The 17,865-nt window shown below is 61.4% G+C and carries 12 protein-coding genes; 6 read left to right on the top strand and 6 right to left on the bottom strand.

Annotated features, from left to right (window positions below):
* Positions 1-111: 111 nt before the first annotated feature.
* A complete protein-coding gene (locus P2Q66_RS14450; protein ID WP_275729190.1) occupies positions 112-837 on the top strand; it encodes a hemerythrin domain-containing protein in 726 nt (241 codons plus the stop codon).
* Positions 838-933: 96 nt separating this feature from the next.
* Complete coding sequence (locus P2Q66_RS14455) at positions 934-1,791, top strand: alpha/beta hydrolase (RefSeq protein WP_275729192.1); 858 nt, start codon at positions 934-936, stop codon at positions 1,789-1,791.
* Here P2Q66_RS14455 and P2Q66_RS14460 read toward each other — a convergent pair.
* The 4 genes from P2Q66_RS14460 to P2Q66_RS14475 form a co-directional block, all read right to left on the bottom strand.
* Positions 1,781-2,461 carry a class I SAM-dependent methyltransferase gene (locus P2Q66_RS14460; RefSeq protein WP_275729195.1) on the bottom strand — a complete coding sequence of 227 codons (681 nt, stop codon included), beginning with the start codon at positions 2,459-2,461 and terminating at the stop codon, positions 1,781-1,783. The two genes, P2Q66_RS14455 and P2Q66_RS14460, sit on opposite strands and share 11 nt — an antisense overlap.
* Before the next feature lie 127 nt (positions 2,462-2,588).
* Positions 2,589-3,872, bottom strand: coding sequence for a S8 family serine peptidase (locus tag P2Q66_RS14465; RefSeq protein WP_275729196.1), 1,284 nt, complete (start codon positions 3,870-3,872; stop codon positions 2,589-2,591).
* 22 nt (positions 3,873-3,894) lie between these two features.
* Entirely contained in the window at positions 3,895-4,914 is a 1,020-nt protein-coding gene (locus P2Q66_RS14470; protein ID WP_275729197.1) for a nucleoside hydrolase, read from the bottom strand.
* A gap of 26 nt (positions 4,915-4,940) precedes the next feature.
* A complete protein-coding gene (locus P2Q66_RS14475; protein ID WP_275729198.1) occupies positions 4,941-6,380 on the bottom strand; it encodes an MFS transporter in 1,440 nt (479 codons plus the stop codon).
* A gap of 142 nt (positions 6,381-6,522) precedes the next feature.
* On the opposite strand from P2Q66_RS14475, the gene P2Q66_RS14480 reads away from it, so the two are divergent.
* From P2Q66_RS14480 to P2Q66_RS14490, 3 genes are all read left to right on the top strand, one after another.
* Positions 6,523-7,389 (top strand): PfkB family carbohydrate kinase, encoded by an 867-nt coding sequence (locus tag P2Q66_RS14480; RefSeq protein WP_275729200.1) that lies wholly within the window; start codon positions 6,523-6,525, stop codon positions 7,387-7,389.
* 104 nt (positions 7,390-7,493) lie between these two features.
* Positions 7,494-7,700: a hypothetical protein gene (locus P2Q66_RS14485; protein WP_275729202.1), complete on the top strand. Its 207-nt coding sequence runs from the start codon at positions 7,494-7,496 to the stop codon at positions 7,698-7,700.
* The gene (locus tag P2Q66_RS14490) at positions 7,661-8,227 is read left to right on the top strand and encodes a hypothetical protein (RefSeq protein ID WP_275729204.1); all 567 of its coding nucleotides are present in this window, start codon (positions 7,661-7,663) and stop codon (positions 8,225-8,227) included. Before P2Q66_RS14485 ends, P2Q66_RS14490 begins: the two co-directional genes overlap by 40 nt.
* 137 nt (positions 8,228-8,364) lie before the next feature.
* Here P2Q66_RS14490 and P2Q66_RS14495 read toward each other — a convergent pair whose 3' ends face one another.
* Complete coding sequence (locus P2Q66_RS14495; RefSeq protein ID WP_275729205.1) at positions 8,365-11,829, bottom strand: helicase-related protein; 3,465 nt, start codon at positions 11,827-11,829, stop codon at positions 8,365-8,367.
* A gap of 67 nt (positions 11,830-11,896) precedes the next feature.
* On the opposite strand from P2Q66_RS14495, the gene P2Q66_RS14500 reads away from it, so the two are divergent.
* The gene (locus tag P2Q66_RS14500; RefSeq protein WP_275729207.1) at positions 11,897-16,195 is read left to right on the top strand and encodes a DEAD/DEAH box helicase; all 4,299 of its coding nucleotides are present in this window, start codon (positions 11,897-11,899) and stop codon (positions 16,193-16,195) included.
* Positions 16,196-17,138: 943 nt separating this feature from the next.
* Here the strand turns inward: P2Q66_RS14500 and P2Q66_RS14505 are convergent.
* A complete protein-coding gene (locus P2Q66_RS14505; protein ID WP_275729209.1) occupies positions 17,139-17,756 on the bottom strand; it encodes a DUF4230 domain-containing protein in 618 nt (205 codons plus the stop codon).
* Between the last annotated feature and the right edge of the window lie 109 nt (positions 17,757-17,865).

Genomic DNA, 17,865 nt, shown 5'->3' on the forward strand with positions numbered 1-17,865 from the left:
CTACCTAATCCCACCGGAGGGAGGGCATTGCATTGTGCGGCATACGGGCAGTCGTTACGATGCTGGCGGGGAGAGGTCCCGGTCTCGGATGACTACCGTAAGGGGCTACCCATGACCGACTTCTTCACCATGCAGCCCGGCGAGGCCGCCGCCCCCGTGCCACCGGGTCCGGTCCTGTGCACAGGGTCGGCGTCCATGAGGCGTATCCACCGCGTCTTCCTGTGGGCATACAGCGAGGCGCCCGGCCTGGTGCGTTCCGCCGCTGCCGGCGATACTGCCCGCGCGTCTTACGTGGGCGAAGTGCTGGGGAACTTCGACAAACTGCTCCACATTCATCATGAGGGCGAGGACGAGCTCATGTACCCGCAGCTGAAGGAAAGGGCACCAGCCTGCGCCTTGCATGTGGGGCAGATGCTTGAGCAGCACCGCCAGGTCACCCAGCGGCTGGAGGACATCGGGCCCATCCGCCTGCGGTGGATGGAAACGGCGGACGCGGAAACCGGCAATGAACTTGCCGAGCGCTACGAGGAGCTGTCCTCCATCCTCAACGAACATCTGCGGCGTGAGGTCACCGAGGTGATGCCCGCCGTCGACCGGGTGATGACCCAGGAGGAACTGAAGGCAGCCGCGGAACACGGGAGCAGCCAGGTCAGCAACAAATTCTTGGTGGGGTACCTGGGAATGGTGCTGGCCACGAACCCGCCGGCGGACCGGAAAGAACTGTTCAAGGAGATCCCCGCGCCGGTCCGGATTGCCTACCGTCTCATCGGGCGGAGGATGTACCGGAAACAGTACGCGACGCTCTTCCCGGGACGCCCGATTCCCGAGACTCTGTAATTCGCACCGCAAGGCATAACTGGTAGACCCGAGCCATACGCGATCGCTAGTATTCACTCACTGCGCGCTGGGCTACAACAAGGAAACGTATCTTCTATGGCGCCATTTCGAGTCATCCTGCTGCCGGGTGCTGTCCTGCCTGCTGACGACGCATACGGCCGGCTGCTGGAGGTTCTTGGGTCCGGCGTGGACGCCGTCGCCAAGGACCTGGAGTTGTACGCCGAGGACAATCCGCCTCCGGGCTGGAACCTGGACACCGAAGTGGACGGTGTCCTGCGCGAGGCCGACGCCCGCCGCTGGGACACGTTCCACCTGGTTGGCTATTCCGGTGGCGGCGCCGCTGCACTCGCGTTCACGGCCAAATCTCCGGAGCGGCTGCAGAGCCTGGCCCTGCTGGAGCCGGCCTGGGCGGGAAACTGGGACTGGAGCACCGCCTATGCCGAACACTGGGAAAGGTACCAGTTGCTGGAGGCGCTCCCTCCGGAGCAGTTCATGCCCGCTTTCATGAGGCTGGGAGTCAGGCCCGGCGTCGTCCTTGCGCCACAGGAGCCGGGTCCCCCGCCGCCGTGGATGGCGAAACGGCCGGCGGGTATCCGGGCGTTCCTGCGAAGCTTCAGGGACTACGACTTGGGCAGGTCCCGCCTGGCCGCCTTCAGCCATCCGGTGTTCTTCGCCCTGGGCGGCCTGAGCCATCCGGATGACTACGGGGACATAGCAGCACGGCTGTCCAGGGTCTTCTTCCCGGACTTCCATCTCGAGGTCTTTCCTCATCGCCATCACTTCGACCCGCCCCATCGGATTGAACCTGATCGGCTGGCCGAGGGGCTCCGACGGCATTGGGCCGCAGCGGCAGAGGCGCCTTCCAGCCGCGCCGCCGGCAAGCAACCGGACGACGAAACATCCACCGCCCGCTATGGCACAAGTAGCGCGATCCAGGATGGGCTTATCCCCTGACAACCTGGATCGTGGCCCTGCCCATGATGTGCGCAACGGGAGGGGTCAGGGCAGACGGCGCGAAGCCGAAGCGTTCATTATCCTGAATGGCGAACCCTGCTGCCCTGATGGCGCTGAGCGTGTCCCGGTTGGGGTGGCATCCTCCGGCGGCACGCTGCCACACGGGCGTGAGCAGGTCTTCAACAGCGGCCAGGAGAGGCCAATCCGAACGCACGTGTTCGTAGTAGGCCAACGTCCCGCCCGGTTTGAGGACGCGGCGGACTTCCGCGAGGACGGTGGCCTGGTCGGTGACGCTGCACAGAACGAGGCTGACCACAACGGCGTCCACGCTCCCAGTTTCGGCCGGGATGTGCTCGGCCACTCCGGGAACGACGGTGGCCGGGACCGCCGCAACCCGGACTTCCTGCTGCGCACGGTTTCTGAAGTAGTCATCGGGTTCAAGGGCCAGGACATGGGTGACCGTCTGCGGATAGAGCGGAAAAGACGAGCCGGCCCCGGCCCCGAGCTCTATGACCGATCCGTGCAGGCCTTCGAGAATGCGGCGGCGGTGCTCAGTGGCTCCACGGCGGTTCATGCCGTCAACGGACCGCGCGTAGGCGCGGGCAAACCGTGGGTGCTGACCGCCGTCCAGCTCATGTCCGCGTCCTGGGCTGGGGAACGCCTGGTCCATCCGCTTCCTCCCTCGCAATCGAACCGCCGCCGTGCACTGTTCCTGCTGCACGCCTCGGCGAAGCTCAAGATCAGCCTCAGCCTAGTGGGGCCCAGCCGGGCGAAGCTGCTGGGCCCCTCGAAATAAGCTAGGGCTGTTGGCAGCCTTCGGCTCTGACTGCTTCGCAGGCGTTCACCCGGCCGCGGCTCCAATAGGCGCCCGTGCCATCAATACGGTCAGCAGTTGATTCCACCTGTGTCCGAACTAACGAGTTTGAAGCCTCCGCAGGCATGGTGGTCCACACCAACGCGGCAACTGCTGCGACAACAGGCGAAGCCATCGAGGTGCCACTGGCAATGTCGTAACCCCTTGCGCGGTTGTTCTGGATCCCAAGGGTGAACTCGTGGTTCGGGAAGGTCGAAAACACGCTGACACCGGGAGCCGCGACATCCACCCACTTCCCGAACGTTGAGAACGAGGCCTTGGCGTCCCTGTTGTCGGTTGCCGCGACGGCGATCACGTTCGGATAGGCGCCCGGGTAGATCTTGGCCTGCGTACCCCCATTCCCGGCAGAGGCCACGAGCACAACGCCCTTGTTCCACGCGTTGTTGACCGCAGCTTCCAGGGTGCGAGAAGACACACGTTGTCCCAGGCTCATGTTGATCACCTTGGCGCCATTGGCCACCGCCCAGTCAATGCCCCGTGCGATGGCCGAGCTGGAGCCGGTCCCGGCATCGTTAAGTACCTTCGCGTCCAGGATGTCGCACCCCGGGCACACCCCTGCCACACCGTCGTTGTTGTGATAGGCGGCCACGATACCGGCGACGTGGGTGCCGTGGCCGTATTTGTCGTAGTCCTCGGCGACTTGGATCTGCTTGTCGCTGAGGTTGGTCCGCGCAACCACCTTGCCTGAGATGTCCGCGTGGTCCACTGCCACTCCTGAGTCGATGATGGCCACCCTGACGCCGTTCCCCTCGGTGCGGGTCCAGGCTTCCACGGCGTCCACGTCAGCGTCCTGCGTGCCCTTGTCCACAAACACCGGGTACTCCGGGTAGTTGTTGAAGAATGACTGGCCGTCGTTCTGCAGGGCGTACTGACGGCCAAAAAAAGGATCGTCTGTCGCGGCTGTGACCAATTGGTCCGGCTCGGCGTACTCCACCGCCGGGTTACGGCTCAATGCGGTGACGAGCTGCAGTTCCTTGCCCGCAGGGACCTTGATGAGGCGGGCGCCCGTACTGCCGATGCTGCCGCCGTCGCTCAGTCCATGCTGGCGCAAAACGTCAGGCGCGGCGCCGTTGTCACGGAACTTGACCATGATCTGTCCAGCAATGTGCGATGATTCGGAAGCTGCGTTGCTCGGAGCCGCCAGGGTGATTCCGCCAAGCGCCATCATCGCCGCTGCGAAACTACTGGCCACAATTCGTTTTTTCATAGCGCTTATCTTGCGGCAACAGTCACCGGCTGGATACTCCTCCCGAAAGTGTTACGGCGAGCCCGGCAGCCGCAGTGGTGCCTTCAAAGCATTCGAGCAGCGTCTCCACCAGGTGCGGGGCGAAGTCCTCCTCCAGCGACAGCACCACGCGGCACCGTGCGCCCGTCACCGGAGGGTAGCCGGCATACAGCCCCCGAAGGTCGCAGATGGTCTGCCCGCGGCCCGGCCCGTTAGAAGTGTCGACGGCGGCACGCACCACGGGCGCAACAGCAGCCCTAACAGCGCCAACAGCGAGCGCCGCCGCCAGCGGATCGTGCATGGCGGAGCAGGGCCGGCCGTAGATGTCCTCGTAAAACCGGAAGTAGTAGCCCAGCATCTCCCCCAGCGCCTGGGCCACCGGCGAAGAAGACGCCAGCAGCGCCTGCCGGTGCGGCTCCTCCAGGACCGAGTTCATGGTCACGTCCAGCGGCACCAGGGTCACGTCCCAGTCGGCGGCCAGCACCAGGTCGGCGGCCTCGGGGTCGTTGAAGATGTTGGCCTCCGCCACGGGGGTGATGTTCCCGGGAGCCAGGGCCGCCCCGCCCATCACCGTCACGGACTCCACCAAAGACGGCAAGGCAGGTTCCAGCCGCAGCGCCTCGGCGATGTTGGTCAGCGGACCGATCGCCAGCACCTTCAACGTGCCCGGGTACGTACGGGCCAACCGCACCAGCATCTCAGCCGCGCTCTCGGACACAACGGAAGCAGCCGCCGTCGGAAGCGTTACCCCGCCGATTCCGTTCTCCCCGTGCACCCACGGCGCCCCGCCGCCGAAGGAACCGGCAAGGGGGTCGTGCGCGCCAAGCGCCACCGGCACATCACCGGAGCCGGCAAGCGCCAGCAGGTCCAGGGTGTTGCGGGCCCCGGCGGCGGCGCTCACGTTGCCGCTGACGGTCCCGATCCCGACCACATCAGCAAAAGGGGAGGCAAGCAGGTAGGCCAGGGCGAGGGCGTCGTCGATGCCGGTGTCGCAGTCCAGGTAGAACGGGGAGGGCGTGGTCATGGTGGTTCTCCTAAAGTGATAAGGGGTTAGACGGTCTCGCCCTTGGGGGCGGCGACGAAGAGGCTGACGATAAACGCGGCGGCCGTGATGGCCACCGAGATCCAGAGGGCGGTTGCGTACCCGGCGGCGGTGGCCTGGGCGGCGAACGGCGCCACGAGGACGACGCCGAGGCTCGCCCCGATGCCGAAGGAGGCACCGTTGATGCCGGGCAGCGCGGCCGGTGCTTCCTTGGGTGAGAGGAGCACCGAGAGCCCGTTGATGGCGGTGAGGAAGAAGCCGTTGTAGAAGATGCCCAGGGCCGCGACGGCGATCAGCACCGCCGCCTGGTTATCCGAAAAGGTGGCGGCGGCGATGGCGCAGGCCAGGCTGAGCCCCGTGCCGAACCGGAGGGTCTTGATCCAGCCGCGGCGGTCGGCCAGCCAGCCGGCCAAAGGTGCGGCGAAGACGCCAATCAGGGCGGCGGGGGTGAGGAACAGCAGAGCCGAGATGGAGGCGGTGAGCCCGAAGCCGCCGTCGGGATCCTGGCTGAGCAGCACCACGGTGAAGTTGATGATGGCGAAGATGCCGGCCAGGGTGAGGACGGTGGTGGCGATGACCGGCCACACCTGGCGGGAGCGCAGGTGGTGGACGGCGATCAGCGGGTGGCTGCGGCGTTTCTCGATCATCCAGAAGGCGGCGAAGGACGCGACGGTCCCGGCCAGCAGCGCGAAGGTGCCGGGCGCGGTCCAGCCTGCGGCCGAGCCGCCGGAGACGAAGTAGGTGGTGAACACCAGGAACAGCGAGAGGGATCCGGCGCCCCACCAGTCCATGGCGCCGCGCACGCCCTGCGGCCGTCCGGCCGGGACGATTTTGATGATGCAGGCCGCGGCGATGGCGGTGAGGACCAGGACCACCACGAAGATGGACCGGAAGCCGAGGGTCTCGGCCATGAGCCCGCCCACGTAGCCGTCCACGCCGCCCACTCCCCCGTTGATGGCGGCGATGATGCCCACGGAGGTGCCGAAGACCTTGGCGTGCAGGTTTTCGCTGAGCACGATGTAGGCCAGGGCGAAGACGGCGCTGGAGACGCCCTGCAGGAACCGGCCGGTGACCAGCAGCGGCAGGGTGGGGGCGCTGATGCAGAGGATGGTGCCGGCGCCCATGATCGCGAGGACCAGCAGCAGCGCGGCGCGGCGGCCGATGAAGTCGCTCCACCGGCCAATTACGGGCCCGGCGATGGCGCCGGCCAGGAAGAACATGGACTGGACGGGGGCGGCGCTGTCGGCACCTTGGCCGAACTCGCCGGCGATCTGCGGCAGTGCAGGGGTGACCATGCTGGCGTTGAGCTGGAAGGACAGCACGCCCAGCAGCAGGGTGGAGATCAGCAGGGCGGCGCGGCGGCCGGCGAATCTCGCTTCGTCGGGAAGGACGACGGCGGAGGCGGCTTCCGCGGAGGGCGCGGCGGCCGCCGGGGTTGGGGTGTTCACATCAAACTCCTTTGTTCTGCAGGCGGGTCCTGCGCTTGGGATGTGAGTTGTTATACAACCATGTATGACGGACAAGTACAACTATGGTCTACACTATTTCTCAATCCGGCCGCTTCCGGCCCCTCCCCCGTTAGGACTTCCCATGAGCACTCGACTTCCTGCCGTCACTGTCGTCGGCAGCATCAACCTGGACCTGATCGCCGCCGCTGAGCGGCTGCCCACTGCTGGTGAAACCATCGGCGGCGCTTTCCTGTCCGAGCAGGCCGGCGGCAAGGGCGCCAACCAGGCCGCGGCAGCTGCACGGCTGGGCGGCAGCGCCCGGATGGTCGGCGCCGTGGGCAATGACGTGAACGGGCGGCGGATGCTGGACGCGCTGTCTGGCGCTGGGGTGGACACCGCTGACGTGGACGTCCTGCCGGGGCCAACAGGGACGGCGCTGATCGTGGTGGACCGCGACGGCGAGAACCAGATCGTGGTGTGCCCGGGCGCCAACTCGAGCCTGTCGCTGGACGGGGTGGAGTTTCGCCCAGAGGAGACGGTGCTGTGCCAGCTGGAGGTGGGCCTGCCCGTGGTGCTGGAGGCAGCCCGGCGGCATGCCGGCTACTTCGTGCTGAACGCGGCGCCGGCCATGGACCTGCCGGCGGAGTTGCTGGAGCGCTGCGACCTGGTGATCGTGAACGAGAGCGAGTACGCCTTGATCCCCGCCCTGACGCAGGCGAAGCTGGTGGCGGTCACGTACGGCGGGGACGGCTCGGCGATGTTCGAGCGCGGCCGGAAGGTGGCCGAGGCTCCGTCGGTTGCTGTGACGGTAGCGAACACCGTTGGCGCGGGCGACGCGTTCTGCGCCGCACTGGTTCTGGCGCTACGGCAGGGGCTGGACTATGCGCATGCTCTGGCCGTGGCGAATGCGGTGGGTGCTGACGCCGTGGGTGATCCGTCTTCGCAGCCGGATGTGGCACGGCTGGGTCACTACGTTGCGCGGATCGCTGTATCCGAGGGCGTGCTGTGAGTGTCTCGTTCAGGCGGGCGGTACCGGTCGACTTTCCGGAGGTCCGACGCATCACCCGCGAGGCGTACCTACGTGCCGGGCATTTCCCTGCGGACCATCCGTACATGAGCGTGCTTGAGGATGTGGAACATCGCGCCGAGCATGCACAGGTGTGGGTGGCGGAGGCCGCCGAAAATGTGGTCGCGGCGGTCACGCTGACGTTCGCCGGCCAGCCGTACAGCGAGATCGCCACCGACGGGGAGCTGGAGTTCCGGCGTGCTCAACAGAAGCATTGTCGCTGTCCCGCTACGCCACCTCGGCGACCGGCATGAATCTCTTGGCGTTCCTGGCTTACTATCAGGTGCTGGAATTCTTCTTTGCTCGATACTCCGAGTTGGAAGCAATCCGGAAAGCTCGAACAAACTTAAGAAACCCTCTGTTCAATATCGAGGACGATGGGCAATTGGGGCGCCTTTTAATGCTGGGCGGCGGCGCCAAAGGCAGATCGGAACGAGACCAATTGAAGGCAACGCTTCGATCCTGCCTGGAAGTAGATGAGATCGACACCTTTGTATTGCACCACCCCGAACGCGCCGCGCATCTCAAGAACAAGAAAAAGATTGTTGACGTATCAATCATTAATGTCGAAAATCGAGGGGTTGACCTCATCGATCAGGTAGCTTATCGCATCTATGAAATTCGGTGCCGGGTGGTTCATGCAAAGGATGGGGGTGGCCACGATTCGAAGCTGCTTATGCCCTATTCTCCTGAGGTAAAAGAGTTGAGCCACGACGTTGATCTAGTTAGGTTCTGCGCACAACGCGCGCTGATCGCAAGTGCAGGCCCAATACAGCATTAGTAAGTTCACCGCAGAACTCATCCAGGCGGCGGCAAGGCTGCAGAAACCTCCGATCGAAGGAGAGCGGCACAGCTGCGGGGCGATCAACCTTGCCGACCGCCAAGCAGGGCGGCCGTTGCAGTTGCTATATTCAGGTGTCAGAAAGGCGCCTTCCCGCGCGTCCAACTATGGTTCCAGTTCCCCGCATGCCCTGTGGCCTGAAAATCGGTTATTTCAACGTTTGCGAAGGGGTTGTCAAGGTAGCGGACGTCACCGCCCCTGAAGTGGCCTGAATCAAGCCGAACGAGAGCAAGGCGATAGTAGGGTTTAGCATTCTTCCCCGTAACAACCTCATTGTGTGTGACCCAGAAGTCGGCCATTTCAGCAACATGTGCGACGACCTTGATGCGGTAGGTCTGACCGGACACAGGGTCGGTCGACAGGATGTCGTAGCCATGAGTGTTGCCCACTTGCAGTTCTGGGATCCGGCCAATTGCGCGCTCCTGTGCGAGCACAAGCTCAATGCTGCGACGCTGAACGGACATCGAGGGTACCCCGTTCATCGGCCTGCTATCGATAGGAACATCGGAATCAAGCATCACAGCAGGAAGAACAAGCGCCGCTGTGACGATTAGCGGCGATTTCGTGGACATCTTGCCCTGTTGGTCGATAAGTTCGAGCCGACGGTCGAGTCGCATATGAAGGTCCGTCGCCCTTCGGCTCAAACTCTCCGAGGATTCCTTGAGCTTCTCCCCAAGGTTCTCCCGCTCGGCTGCGGCCACCGCCTCCGAGAGAAGTCGTTCAATTTCATATTTGAGACGTGCCTCGACTAACCCGCGTTGTTTGTCGAGTTCGGCCGACCGGCGAGGCTGGATAGAAGTGAGGTAGCTGGGCAATTCGTTCTCGATAATCCAGCTCACCGCATTTGATTCTGCACTGTGCAACCAGGGAAGTGCCTTCGCCTGTCGAACGGAGGCAACGTCAGGCGCCGACGTGCAGTCAAGGTAGGGAGCCGGACCGGCGTCGGTCACTGCGCCGTCCTCGCTCACATAGGCGTAACCGAATCTGCGCGCGACCGAAGCGCCCAACGAGTCAACGATTTCTTCGACTACCCCTACCAGTAGGCAGGGCGACTCGATTCTCGCGGAGACAAGCACGGTGCCCCGGTTGAGGACTCCGGCCAGAGTGGTAACTGCATGGTCCATCACCGAATCATGGAGAGGATGACCTGGTGCCAGCAAGTCCGCGCTGGTTCCCCCTTCATCGTGTACGAGGCTGAGATCGAAAGTCACGCGTTCATATCTTGTGGCGACGGGACCGTACTTGCCGTTGCGAAGCGTGGACGGCACATGACCAATCTCGTAGCGGCCCTTCTCTCGCCTTACTATTTTGCCGCCGAACCGTGTGAAGGCCTCCTTAAAAGCCAACTCAATGTAATGGGGCTGAAGACGACGAGCACGAGCTTCATCCATCGAAGCTCGGAGGCTGGCAAGATCGGCATCGGACAGGTGCTCGCTGGCTAGGGCGCGTTCGTTGAGCAGTTCTTCCAACCCCTCGGACACGCTTCGGTCGATAACCTGGTGCATACGTGCCTTGGTTTCAGGTAGTTCACCATAGCGAATCGCCTCAATCAGCAGTTCCCGGAGGGGCGTATCTGCAAAAGCCGAACCTAGGACATCGAAAACATTGCCACCGTAGGCTTTGCGCTGCTCCTCAATCTTATTAAGCAGCGCTGTGAAGACTTCGCCCTCCCGCGTATTAGCGGCGACGAGGTTCCATAGCCGGCAAACCTCCGTCTGCCCGATGCGATGAATACGCCCGAAGCGTTGCTCGATGCGATTTGGATTCCAAGGCAAGTCGTAATTGACCATCAGATGTGCGGCTTGGAGATTCAAACCCTCGCCCGCTGCGTCCGTTGCCAACATTATCTGGCAGTCCGGGTTCTTAGTGAATTCCTCGGTTATGGCACGGCGATCGTGTCTGCGAATGCCACCGTGGATCGCGACGACAGCCTTTGGGCGGCCTATCAGGTGTGTGATGCGCTCCATGAGGTAGTTCAGGGTGTCTCGGTGCTCCGTGAAGATAATGAGCTTGCGTGGCTTCCCATAGGAATCCAGCGGTATGACGTTGTCTTCAAGGATCAATCGAAGCTCGGACCACTTTTTGTCCTCCCCGCGGTCGCGTACTTCCCCCGCGACCTCGGCTAGTGACGTAAGCTCTTGGATCTCTGCTTCAAGCTCCGCGATCGTTTCTGCGGCCGTCGCAGCGTCGACTACGTTCTCTTCGAACTCCTCGAGATCTTCGGCGGATACCTCGACGATATCGATGTCCGAAGTGATGTACTTGTAGCGCTCAGGTCTGAGGACATCTCGATCCTCACGATACGTGCCGTTCTCAATGCCACGCTTAGTGAAGTCCAGTCGCTGCGCGCGACGAACCAGGCTACGGTGAATAGCCTCTGGACTGGACGCAAGCCTCCGTTGCAAAACAGTCAACGCAAAACCGACGGTGTTACGACGTTTGCCATCAAGCTTGGCGGCTCGATTCATGCCGTTACGAACGTAGTCGGTCACCTGCTGGTAGAGGTCATTCTCCAGCTCGGTGAGCTCATACGGGATAGACTCGGCAATCCTTTCCGGAAAGAGTTTGCGACCCTCAAACGTTAAAAGGTCTTCCTTAACCATTCGGCGCATGACGTCACTGGTGTCGACGGAGACGCCGTTCTTACCGGCGAATCGGTCCTTATCGAGCAAACTAAGAAAGAGTTGAAAATCCTCCTCTTTACCGGAGTGTGGCGTCGCGGTCATGAGGAGGAAGTGCCGAGACACCTCGCTGATCAGCTCTCCGAGTTGGAACCGTTTGGTTTTTTCCAACTTGTTACCGAAGTAGTGTGCGCCCATTCGATGCGCCTCGTCTACGATCGCTAAGTCCCAGTGGCTATTTCGTAGCCGGTGCTGGAGGTCCTCGTTGCGCGCCAGCTGGTCCATGCGCGCAATAAGCAGATGGTTATTCTCAAAGACGTCGTTGCCCAGACTTGTATCAATCATGGACGTTGTGAGGATGTCGAATGACAGACCGAACTTGAAGAACAACTCGTCCTGCCACTGTTCAACTAGACCACCTGGCGCGACTATGAGACACCGTTGCACGTCTTCACGAAGGATCAGCTCCTTGATGTAAAGCCCCGCCATAATCGTTTTGCCTGCCCCCGGGTCATCCGCCAACAGGAATCGCAAGGGGGTGCGCGGCAACAACTCGCCGTATACGGCACGGATCTGGTGAGGAAGCGGCTGAACGTTACTCGTCGCGACGGCGAGCATCGGATCATACAGACCTGCGAGCTTAATTCTCTGCGCCTCAGCGACGGTCTTAAAGTCGATGGAAGAAGCATCGAATGGTCGGCTTCCCGAAGTTGAGACCGCAAGCGAATCCTCGTCACGCCGGAACATCACGCGCTGTCCCAAGCCACCCGACGATGTCTTGTACGTCAGCTCAACTGCGTCCCGGCCATGAGGCTGACCGAAAATCACCTGCACTACCTCATGAGGCACGACGCCAGTAATCTGCAGGCCCGGCGCCAAGTCCTCTAACTTCAATTGATTTTCTCCAGTTTCGCGTACCATTCTATCCAGCCGGCCCACTTCGCGTCGGACCTTCAACCATCTTGAAGAATACTGCCAAGGGGGCTCGATGAAGCGCGCCGAGCGCCAACAATTAAGCGTGCTTATCGAACAAGTGCGGGGTTGGATCCAGACAGTCGAAGAAGTCCGGCAACTCGCTGCGCACTTGCCGCTTTCAGGCCCAGCTAACTTAGCGGACGATGACCGGAATCTCCTGGTCAGGGTTGAGGAAGCAGCTGCGTCTGGCGACCCTCACGAAGCCGACCGTCTGACACAGACAACCTGGCTCACGAGTGGCAAGAGACTCCGACCCGCGCATGACGCCGCTGCCCGACTTGCTCACTTCCGGGATTGGTACTGTTCGATCGGCGCCCCACAACGTCTCGAGCAACTCCAGAATGAACTGACAGCACGTGGAGTCGCTGAACGCGACGCCCTCGCCGACATTCTGAGCTCCCTAACCGAAACGGGAAGCAAGGCGTCACAGATGCTCGATGAGGCCTCTCATCTGCCAATCACCCGAGACCGGTCCCTCCGAGATGACGAACGTAGTGCTGGCCTAGCACTCATCGACCTTCTTAATGAGCACCACGATGAGTCGATGAAGCTTCTCGATCCGTCCTGGTGCGCGGCAGGCGCCTGCGCTAAGGCCCACGCATCCACCCGCATTCTGCACGAAGCGTGGATCCTCGGACGCAAGGGCGGGACTGCAGAGCGGATAAGTGCTGCTGCGACCCGCGTGTCAGCTCAACTTTCGCTTGAGCGATCCCGACTGCCTCAGATCTTTAAAGATTTGGCGACCTGGCGAGCGGCCGCGCAGCAGGCCGAGTTCGCCGCGGAGCACATGCCAATCAATCCTGCAGGGGTGCTGTCGGAGTCTGAATCGAATGCCATTCAGACTCTCATCCAAACCTACGATACAGATGCTGGTATAGCTAACGTTGTTGCAGCGGAGATGAGTTGTAGCAGCAAGTCGTGCTCGCAGACTCACGAAACAACAGCACGACTGGCAGCTTTGCACGCCTCAATCACCGCGCACGGAACGAATCACCCCATACTTAGCGTGGCCGAACGGCTCCAGGCAGCGCGATCGGATGAGTGGGAGCGACTTCGCGCGGCGTTGGATGACCTCGAGGACTGGGATAGGTCAGCCTCACTCGTCTTGAGCCGCTCCGCACATCTGCCCCTAACGAGGACATACGCTCTTACCAAAAGAGAGCGAACGGCGGCGGTCACCATTCGAGAAGTGTTAGCTGAACACAGTGTTGAGGTACGTCAGCTCCTTGACCCCGCCTCGTGTGAATCTGGGCATTGTGGTGGCCTTCACCGAGCCGGTGCGCTCTTGAATGAGGCGTATGTGGATTTGCTCACATCGGGCGGCGGGCAAGCAGTTGTGGCGGCCAGCGCCTGCATACAGGAACAGATGGAGGATGAGCGGGCGCGACTGCGCACCGCTTTAGATGACCTTGAAGAGTGGGGGATGGCCGCGTCACTCGCGTTGATCGAGGCCGAACATCTGCCTCTGACACGGACCGGCGCTCTCTCAGAATTCGAGCGCACTGCTGCCGCGAGGGTCCAAAACCTCAACGAGGCGCATAGCCCGGAAGCCCGGCGCCTCCTCGACCCGAGCTCATGCGATGGGGACGGCTGCCATAGTGCCCATGAATCTGCGTATCTGCTAGGTCAGGGTCATGCGGATCTGTTGGCATCGGACGAGGGGCAAGCAGTCGTAGCGGCCTGTGATCGGGTAGGGAATCTGCTTAAGGACGAGCGACTGAAGGTCGCAGTTCTCTACCAGGATGTCCTAGGTTGGCCGGAATTAGTGCAACAAATTCACGCCACTCGCAAGGATGCATTGGCCAACGCAAAAGCCATCGTCCAGCAACTGATTGACGACTCGGCCTCAATTAAGATCAGCCGCACAGCCATGAGGTTGCTCCCGCTGCGGGAGAGCAGTGAAGTCTTGGTTGCCAGCCTCTCTGTCCTTCGGGACGCCGCGCTCACTCAAAGAGACAACGAGTTTCTGACTGGAACCGCAGCGCTGGCTGGCCGGGTCGCCGGAATGGTTGGTGACGGCTTCAACCCCGAGTGGGAATGCGAGGCTGGAGGACAATGTGACTCTGCTCACCAAGTTGTCCTGGAAGCCTTTGAGGCCGCCGACTTCGTCAAAGCGCAGCTGGCCCGACTGTCTGTAAACCTCCAGAACACGCCGACTGACTCCAAACAGTTACTCGATCCCTCCCTTGGGCTGGAAGCCTATCTGCCCGCGAATTACACGATCGCCGAGGCTCTCCCTTTCAACTTACTGAGGGGCGCGTGGGGCAAGCTCCCGCTCATCACTAACGCAGAGAAGGCCGCGGAAGAGGCAGCGATTGAGGCACGTGCAGCGGCCGACAAAGTCCGAGCCGGAGACGTTTCCGATGCGCTAAAGGCGATGGATCTCGAAGTCTTACGCAAAGCAGCTCCACAGCGGCAGCTTCGGACAGCTCCGTTGCAGGACTACGAGCTGAACAACGTTTGGGACGTTCTGCGCTTCCAAGACGAATATTCACTGAAATCCCTGCCCGGTCTCGGCGAAGCCTCCGCGTGGCCTATCGCCCAGGCGTCGCTGCGCCTTTTCGAGGCTGTGCGAGAGGAAACCCCCGTCCGTATCGACGTAAAGCGGAAGGGAAAGGCTACTACCGCGCTACTGGAGTCGCTCGCGCGCTGGGACAACGCACGGAAGTTCAGCCCGACTGAGGACGAAGTGGCGCTGGCAAGCGGTCTATCTCGACTCGTCAAGAAGAAGGGTAGCTCTACGCCCCTCGGGGTTCTGGCGATCGTAAAAGGAAAGCTTCCCAAAAGCCCCACCGCCGTTTCAGCAGTGTTGAATGACGCGTTGAATCGCGTCGTTCCTCCTCTCGGTACTGCGAGCATTTGGACCGATTTCCTCTCCCGACCGGCTGACTATTTCGGCATGCTTACTGAACTTGGATTCATGACCGAGGATGAGAAGAGCATGCATGGCGATCTCCCGGAAGAGATCGTTGGGGCAGTGCGCGCCAAGGAACTGAAGCGTGATTATCTAACCGCCTCGCTTCGTGCTTATCAGAGCTTCGGTGCGCGATTCGCCCTCGTGCAAGAAAAGGTGATCATCGGAGACGAAATGGGGCTGGGTAAGACAGTTGAAGCCCTTGCCGTTCTCGCCCATCTCCGTGCGCGCGGTCAGTCGCATTTCCTCGTCGTCTGTCCGGCCGCGGTCGTTAGTAACTGGACTCGCGAGACAGTAAAGCACACCAAGTTAAGGGCCTTACGCCTCCACGGCGCATTATGGGAGCGAAACCACGCGGCAAAGGCGTGGGTCAAGAACGGCGGCGTCGCCGTCACCACTTATGATCTCCTGCCGTGGATAGAGGAGCACTTGAGCGGAGTCGATCTGGGGTGCGTCATTCTCGATGAGGCGCACTACATCAAGAATCCCAGGGCTAAGCGCTCGCTCGCGGCGGCGGAGATCATCAATTCCACGAAGTATGCAATCTTGATGACTGGCACGCCGTTGGAGAACAGTGTCGCTGAGTTCCGCAATCTGATCAGCTATATCCGCCCCGACCTCGCGGAGGAAGCGCCTGAATTTCTCGCCAAGGCTTTTCGCAAGCATGTCGCGCCAGCCTACCTACGCCGCAACCAGGAGGATGTGCTCACAGAGCTTCCCGAAGTGGTCGAGATAGACGAGTGGATGGGGATGTCGCACTCTGATGAGCTGGTATACGGCCGAGCGGTAAGGGAAGGCCAGTTCATGTTAATGCGACGCGCCGCCATGATGTCGGAACAATCCATAAAGGTCAGCCGACTGCTAGAAATTGCAGGAGAAGCCGAAGCTAATGGCCGACGGGTCATCGTCTTTTCATACTTCCGAGAAGTCCTGAACCAGGTCGCTCGCCTACTACCCGGTCAGGTCTTCGGCCCCCTCACAGGGTCCATCGCTGCGGCGGACCGACAGAAGCTCGTTGACCGCTTCTCACAGGCCGGGCACGGCGCCGTCCTGGTTGCACAAATAACCGCGGGCGGTGTCGGTTTGAACATCCAGTCGGCGTCGGTCGTTGTGATCTGTGAGCCGCAGATCAAACCCACGATGGAGTCACAGGCGATCGCGAGAGCTCACCGCATGGGTCAGACCGACACTGTCCAGGTGCACCGTCTGCTTACGGAAGACAGCGTTGACGAGCGCATCCGCGACATTCTAAAAGACAAGAGGCAGCTCTTTGACGAGTTCGCGCGGGACAGTGTTATCGCAAAGCAAGCTCCCGATGCGGTTGACGTATCTGAGGTCGAGCTTGCACGACGTGTGGTGGCAGCGGAGCGCGAAAGACTATCTATTGTGGCAGGGTGACATGTCGATGACTGCTGCCCCGACCCTGAGCCGCTGAACGTTCGGTTTCGGAAGCGTTCGTGAACTCTCTCCCACCATAAAAAGCTGTCTCGCGGTTCCTGGCCCACATCCGGCCCACGGTCACCAAACGCAAATAATCGAAACGTGTGTACAAAACTTGTGGTGGTGGCCCTCTGACGCTGGCGCGCAGGCTGTGACTTGGCCGCTGCGGGAGTCGTCTACAAATGTGTACGGCGACGAACCACGGCAGGACGCTACTTCCTCTGCGGACGCCGGCTGATCTGCGAGGCCGGGACCTAAGCACTCCTGGCAAACCCTTCCCCGCGACCGGGCGTTCAGCGTGTCGTGAGTAGAATGCCCGTTGGGGCACAGTCACCACACTCGTTGATTGAGATCGGGGCTTACGTCGTGGGGTGTCAACTCGCCATTCAAGTCCGGGTGCCGCTGCGCCGTCCATTCCGAAAATCGCGGCGCAAGCGATGTTTCTGGCTGGCGGCGTGACTGCGGCTTTTCCGACAAACCATCCCCTTGGTTTTTCGGTCCGCACTCCACGGGCGGCACAGAACTCAATAAACGGGCCAAAACTCCGGAGATGCCTGGCCACCGCCGCGGGGCCCATCCCTGCCAATAGAGCGCGCTGCGGCGTGACATGGGCGCCCGGCCGGAGTCCTGCCACTTTCTTCTATCGTGCTGGCGCTTGTGGCGCGTATCGCGCGCACTTTTTTAAACTCATACTGCTCGTCGTTATCAGTTATTCGGCTTTCCGTCCATCAATATTATGTCCGGTGAACACTCGGAGCTTAGCGGCTGAATGCGCAGTTTAAGCGTGCAGTCGTGGTGAGCGCGGCCGTAGTGGGGATCAAGGTGTACCGCTGATGAGGTTATTACGGCCTGATTCCTCGCGCGGGTACCCATAAACCAAGCGCTTTGGCAAAGCCCGTCTCTAACTAGATGCGCCGTCCTTGAAGGTGACCTCGTAGCCGAGCGAAGCAAATAAGTTGGTAAGCACACTCTTAGCGTTATCAGCGGCCCGTTGCTGCAGATCTGATTCCTCCGCGGCAGCAGCTATCCGGCTTTCGGCGAGGCTGTAGAACTTGGCTTGCTGCGGCGCCTCGAATGCGTCGACAATCTGGTCCGCGACCCCACGCTTTTGGCTGTACACGCGCGTCCGCTCATGGTCAATGTTGGGCTTGTCGAGCTGGGGCTCGGGCAGCCGCACCGTCACCGACTTTCCGTCAGCGGATACCGCAAGGTCTTCTTCAGCTAGGTTCTCTAAATCAACGAGTGCGTTCACGGTTCCAACAGCAACAAACAAAGTTTTTCGGCCCTCGATAAAATCGGGCAGACCACCGATATTTTCCTCGTCCTCTATGACCAGTTCGAAGGTGCCAATGGCCGTATGGAGCTGACTTACGTCCCTCACGGACTTCAGCAGAACGGTTTGACTTGCGTTTGCGATCGGGCCAACTCCAAGCATCGTTGCCACGAGAAGTGCGGCCAGAACTGCGGCCGTCAGCGACGCCACCACCGCGAAGGACTTGAACGATCTAACTCTGGACATCGGACCCCATCTGCCTTGAACGGCATAGGTTCCGTTCCTGCTAGTTAGCCCCCAGCTGGGCTGGAGTGCTGGATGTAACTTCAGTGTAACGAGAGAGGCAGACAGACAC

The sequence above is a fragment of the Arthrobacter sp. Cr_A7 genome, from assembly GCF_029222765.1.
GTDB lineage: Bacteria > Actinomycetota > Actinomycetes > Actinomycetales > Micrococcaceae > Arthrobacter.

Excerpts from the sequence above, each read along its gene's own strand:
- P2Q66_RS14450 (WP_275729190.1), top strand. The coding sequence starts at position 112 with ATGACCGACTTCTTCACCATGCAGCCCGGCGAGGCCGCCGCCCCCGTG.
- P2Q66_RS14455 (WP_275729192.1), top strand. The coding sequence starts at position 934 with ATGGCGCCATTTCGAGTCATCCTGCTGCCGGGTGCTGTCCTGCCTGCT.
- P2Q66_RS14460 (WP_275729195.1), bottom strand. The coding sequence starts at position 2,461 with ATGGACCAGGCGTTCCCCAGCCCAGGACGCGGACATGAGCTGGACGGC.
- P2Q66_RS14465 (WP_275729196.1), bottom strand. The coding sequence starts at position 3,872 with ATGAAAAAACGAATTGTGGCCAGTAGTTTCGCAGCGGCGATGATGGCG.
- P2Q66_RS14470 (WP_275729197.1), bottom strand. The coding sequence starts at position 4,914 with ATGACCACGCCCTCCCCGTTCTACCTGGACTGCGACACCGGCATCGAC.
- P2Q66_RS14480 (WP_275729200.1), top strand. The coding sequence starts at position 6,523 with ATGAGCACTCGACTTCCTGCCGTCACTGTCGTCGGCAGCATCAACCTG.
- P2Q66_RS14485 (WP_275729202.1), top strand. The coding sequence starts at position 7,494 with ATGAGCGTGCTTGAGGATGTGGAACATCGCGCCGAGCATGCACAGGTG.
- P2Q66_RS14495 (WP_275729205.1), bottom strand. The coding sequence starts at position 11,829 with ATGGTACGCGAAACTGGAGAAAATCAATTGAAGTTAGAGGACTTGGCG.
- P2Q66_RS14500 (WP_275729207.1), top strand. The coding sequence starts at position 11,897 with ATGAAGCGCGCCGAGCGCCAACAATTAAGCGTGCTTATCGAACAAGTG.
- P2Q66_RS14505 (WP_275729209.1), bottom strand. The coding sequence starts at position 17,756 with ATGTCCAGAGTTAGATCGTTCAAGTCCTTCGCGGTGGTGGCGTCGCTG.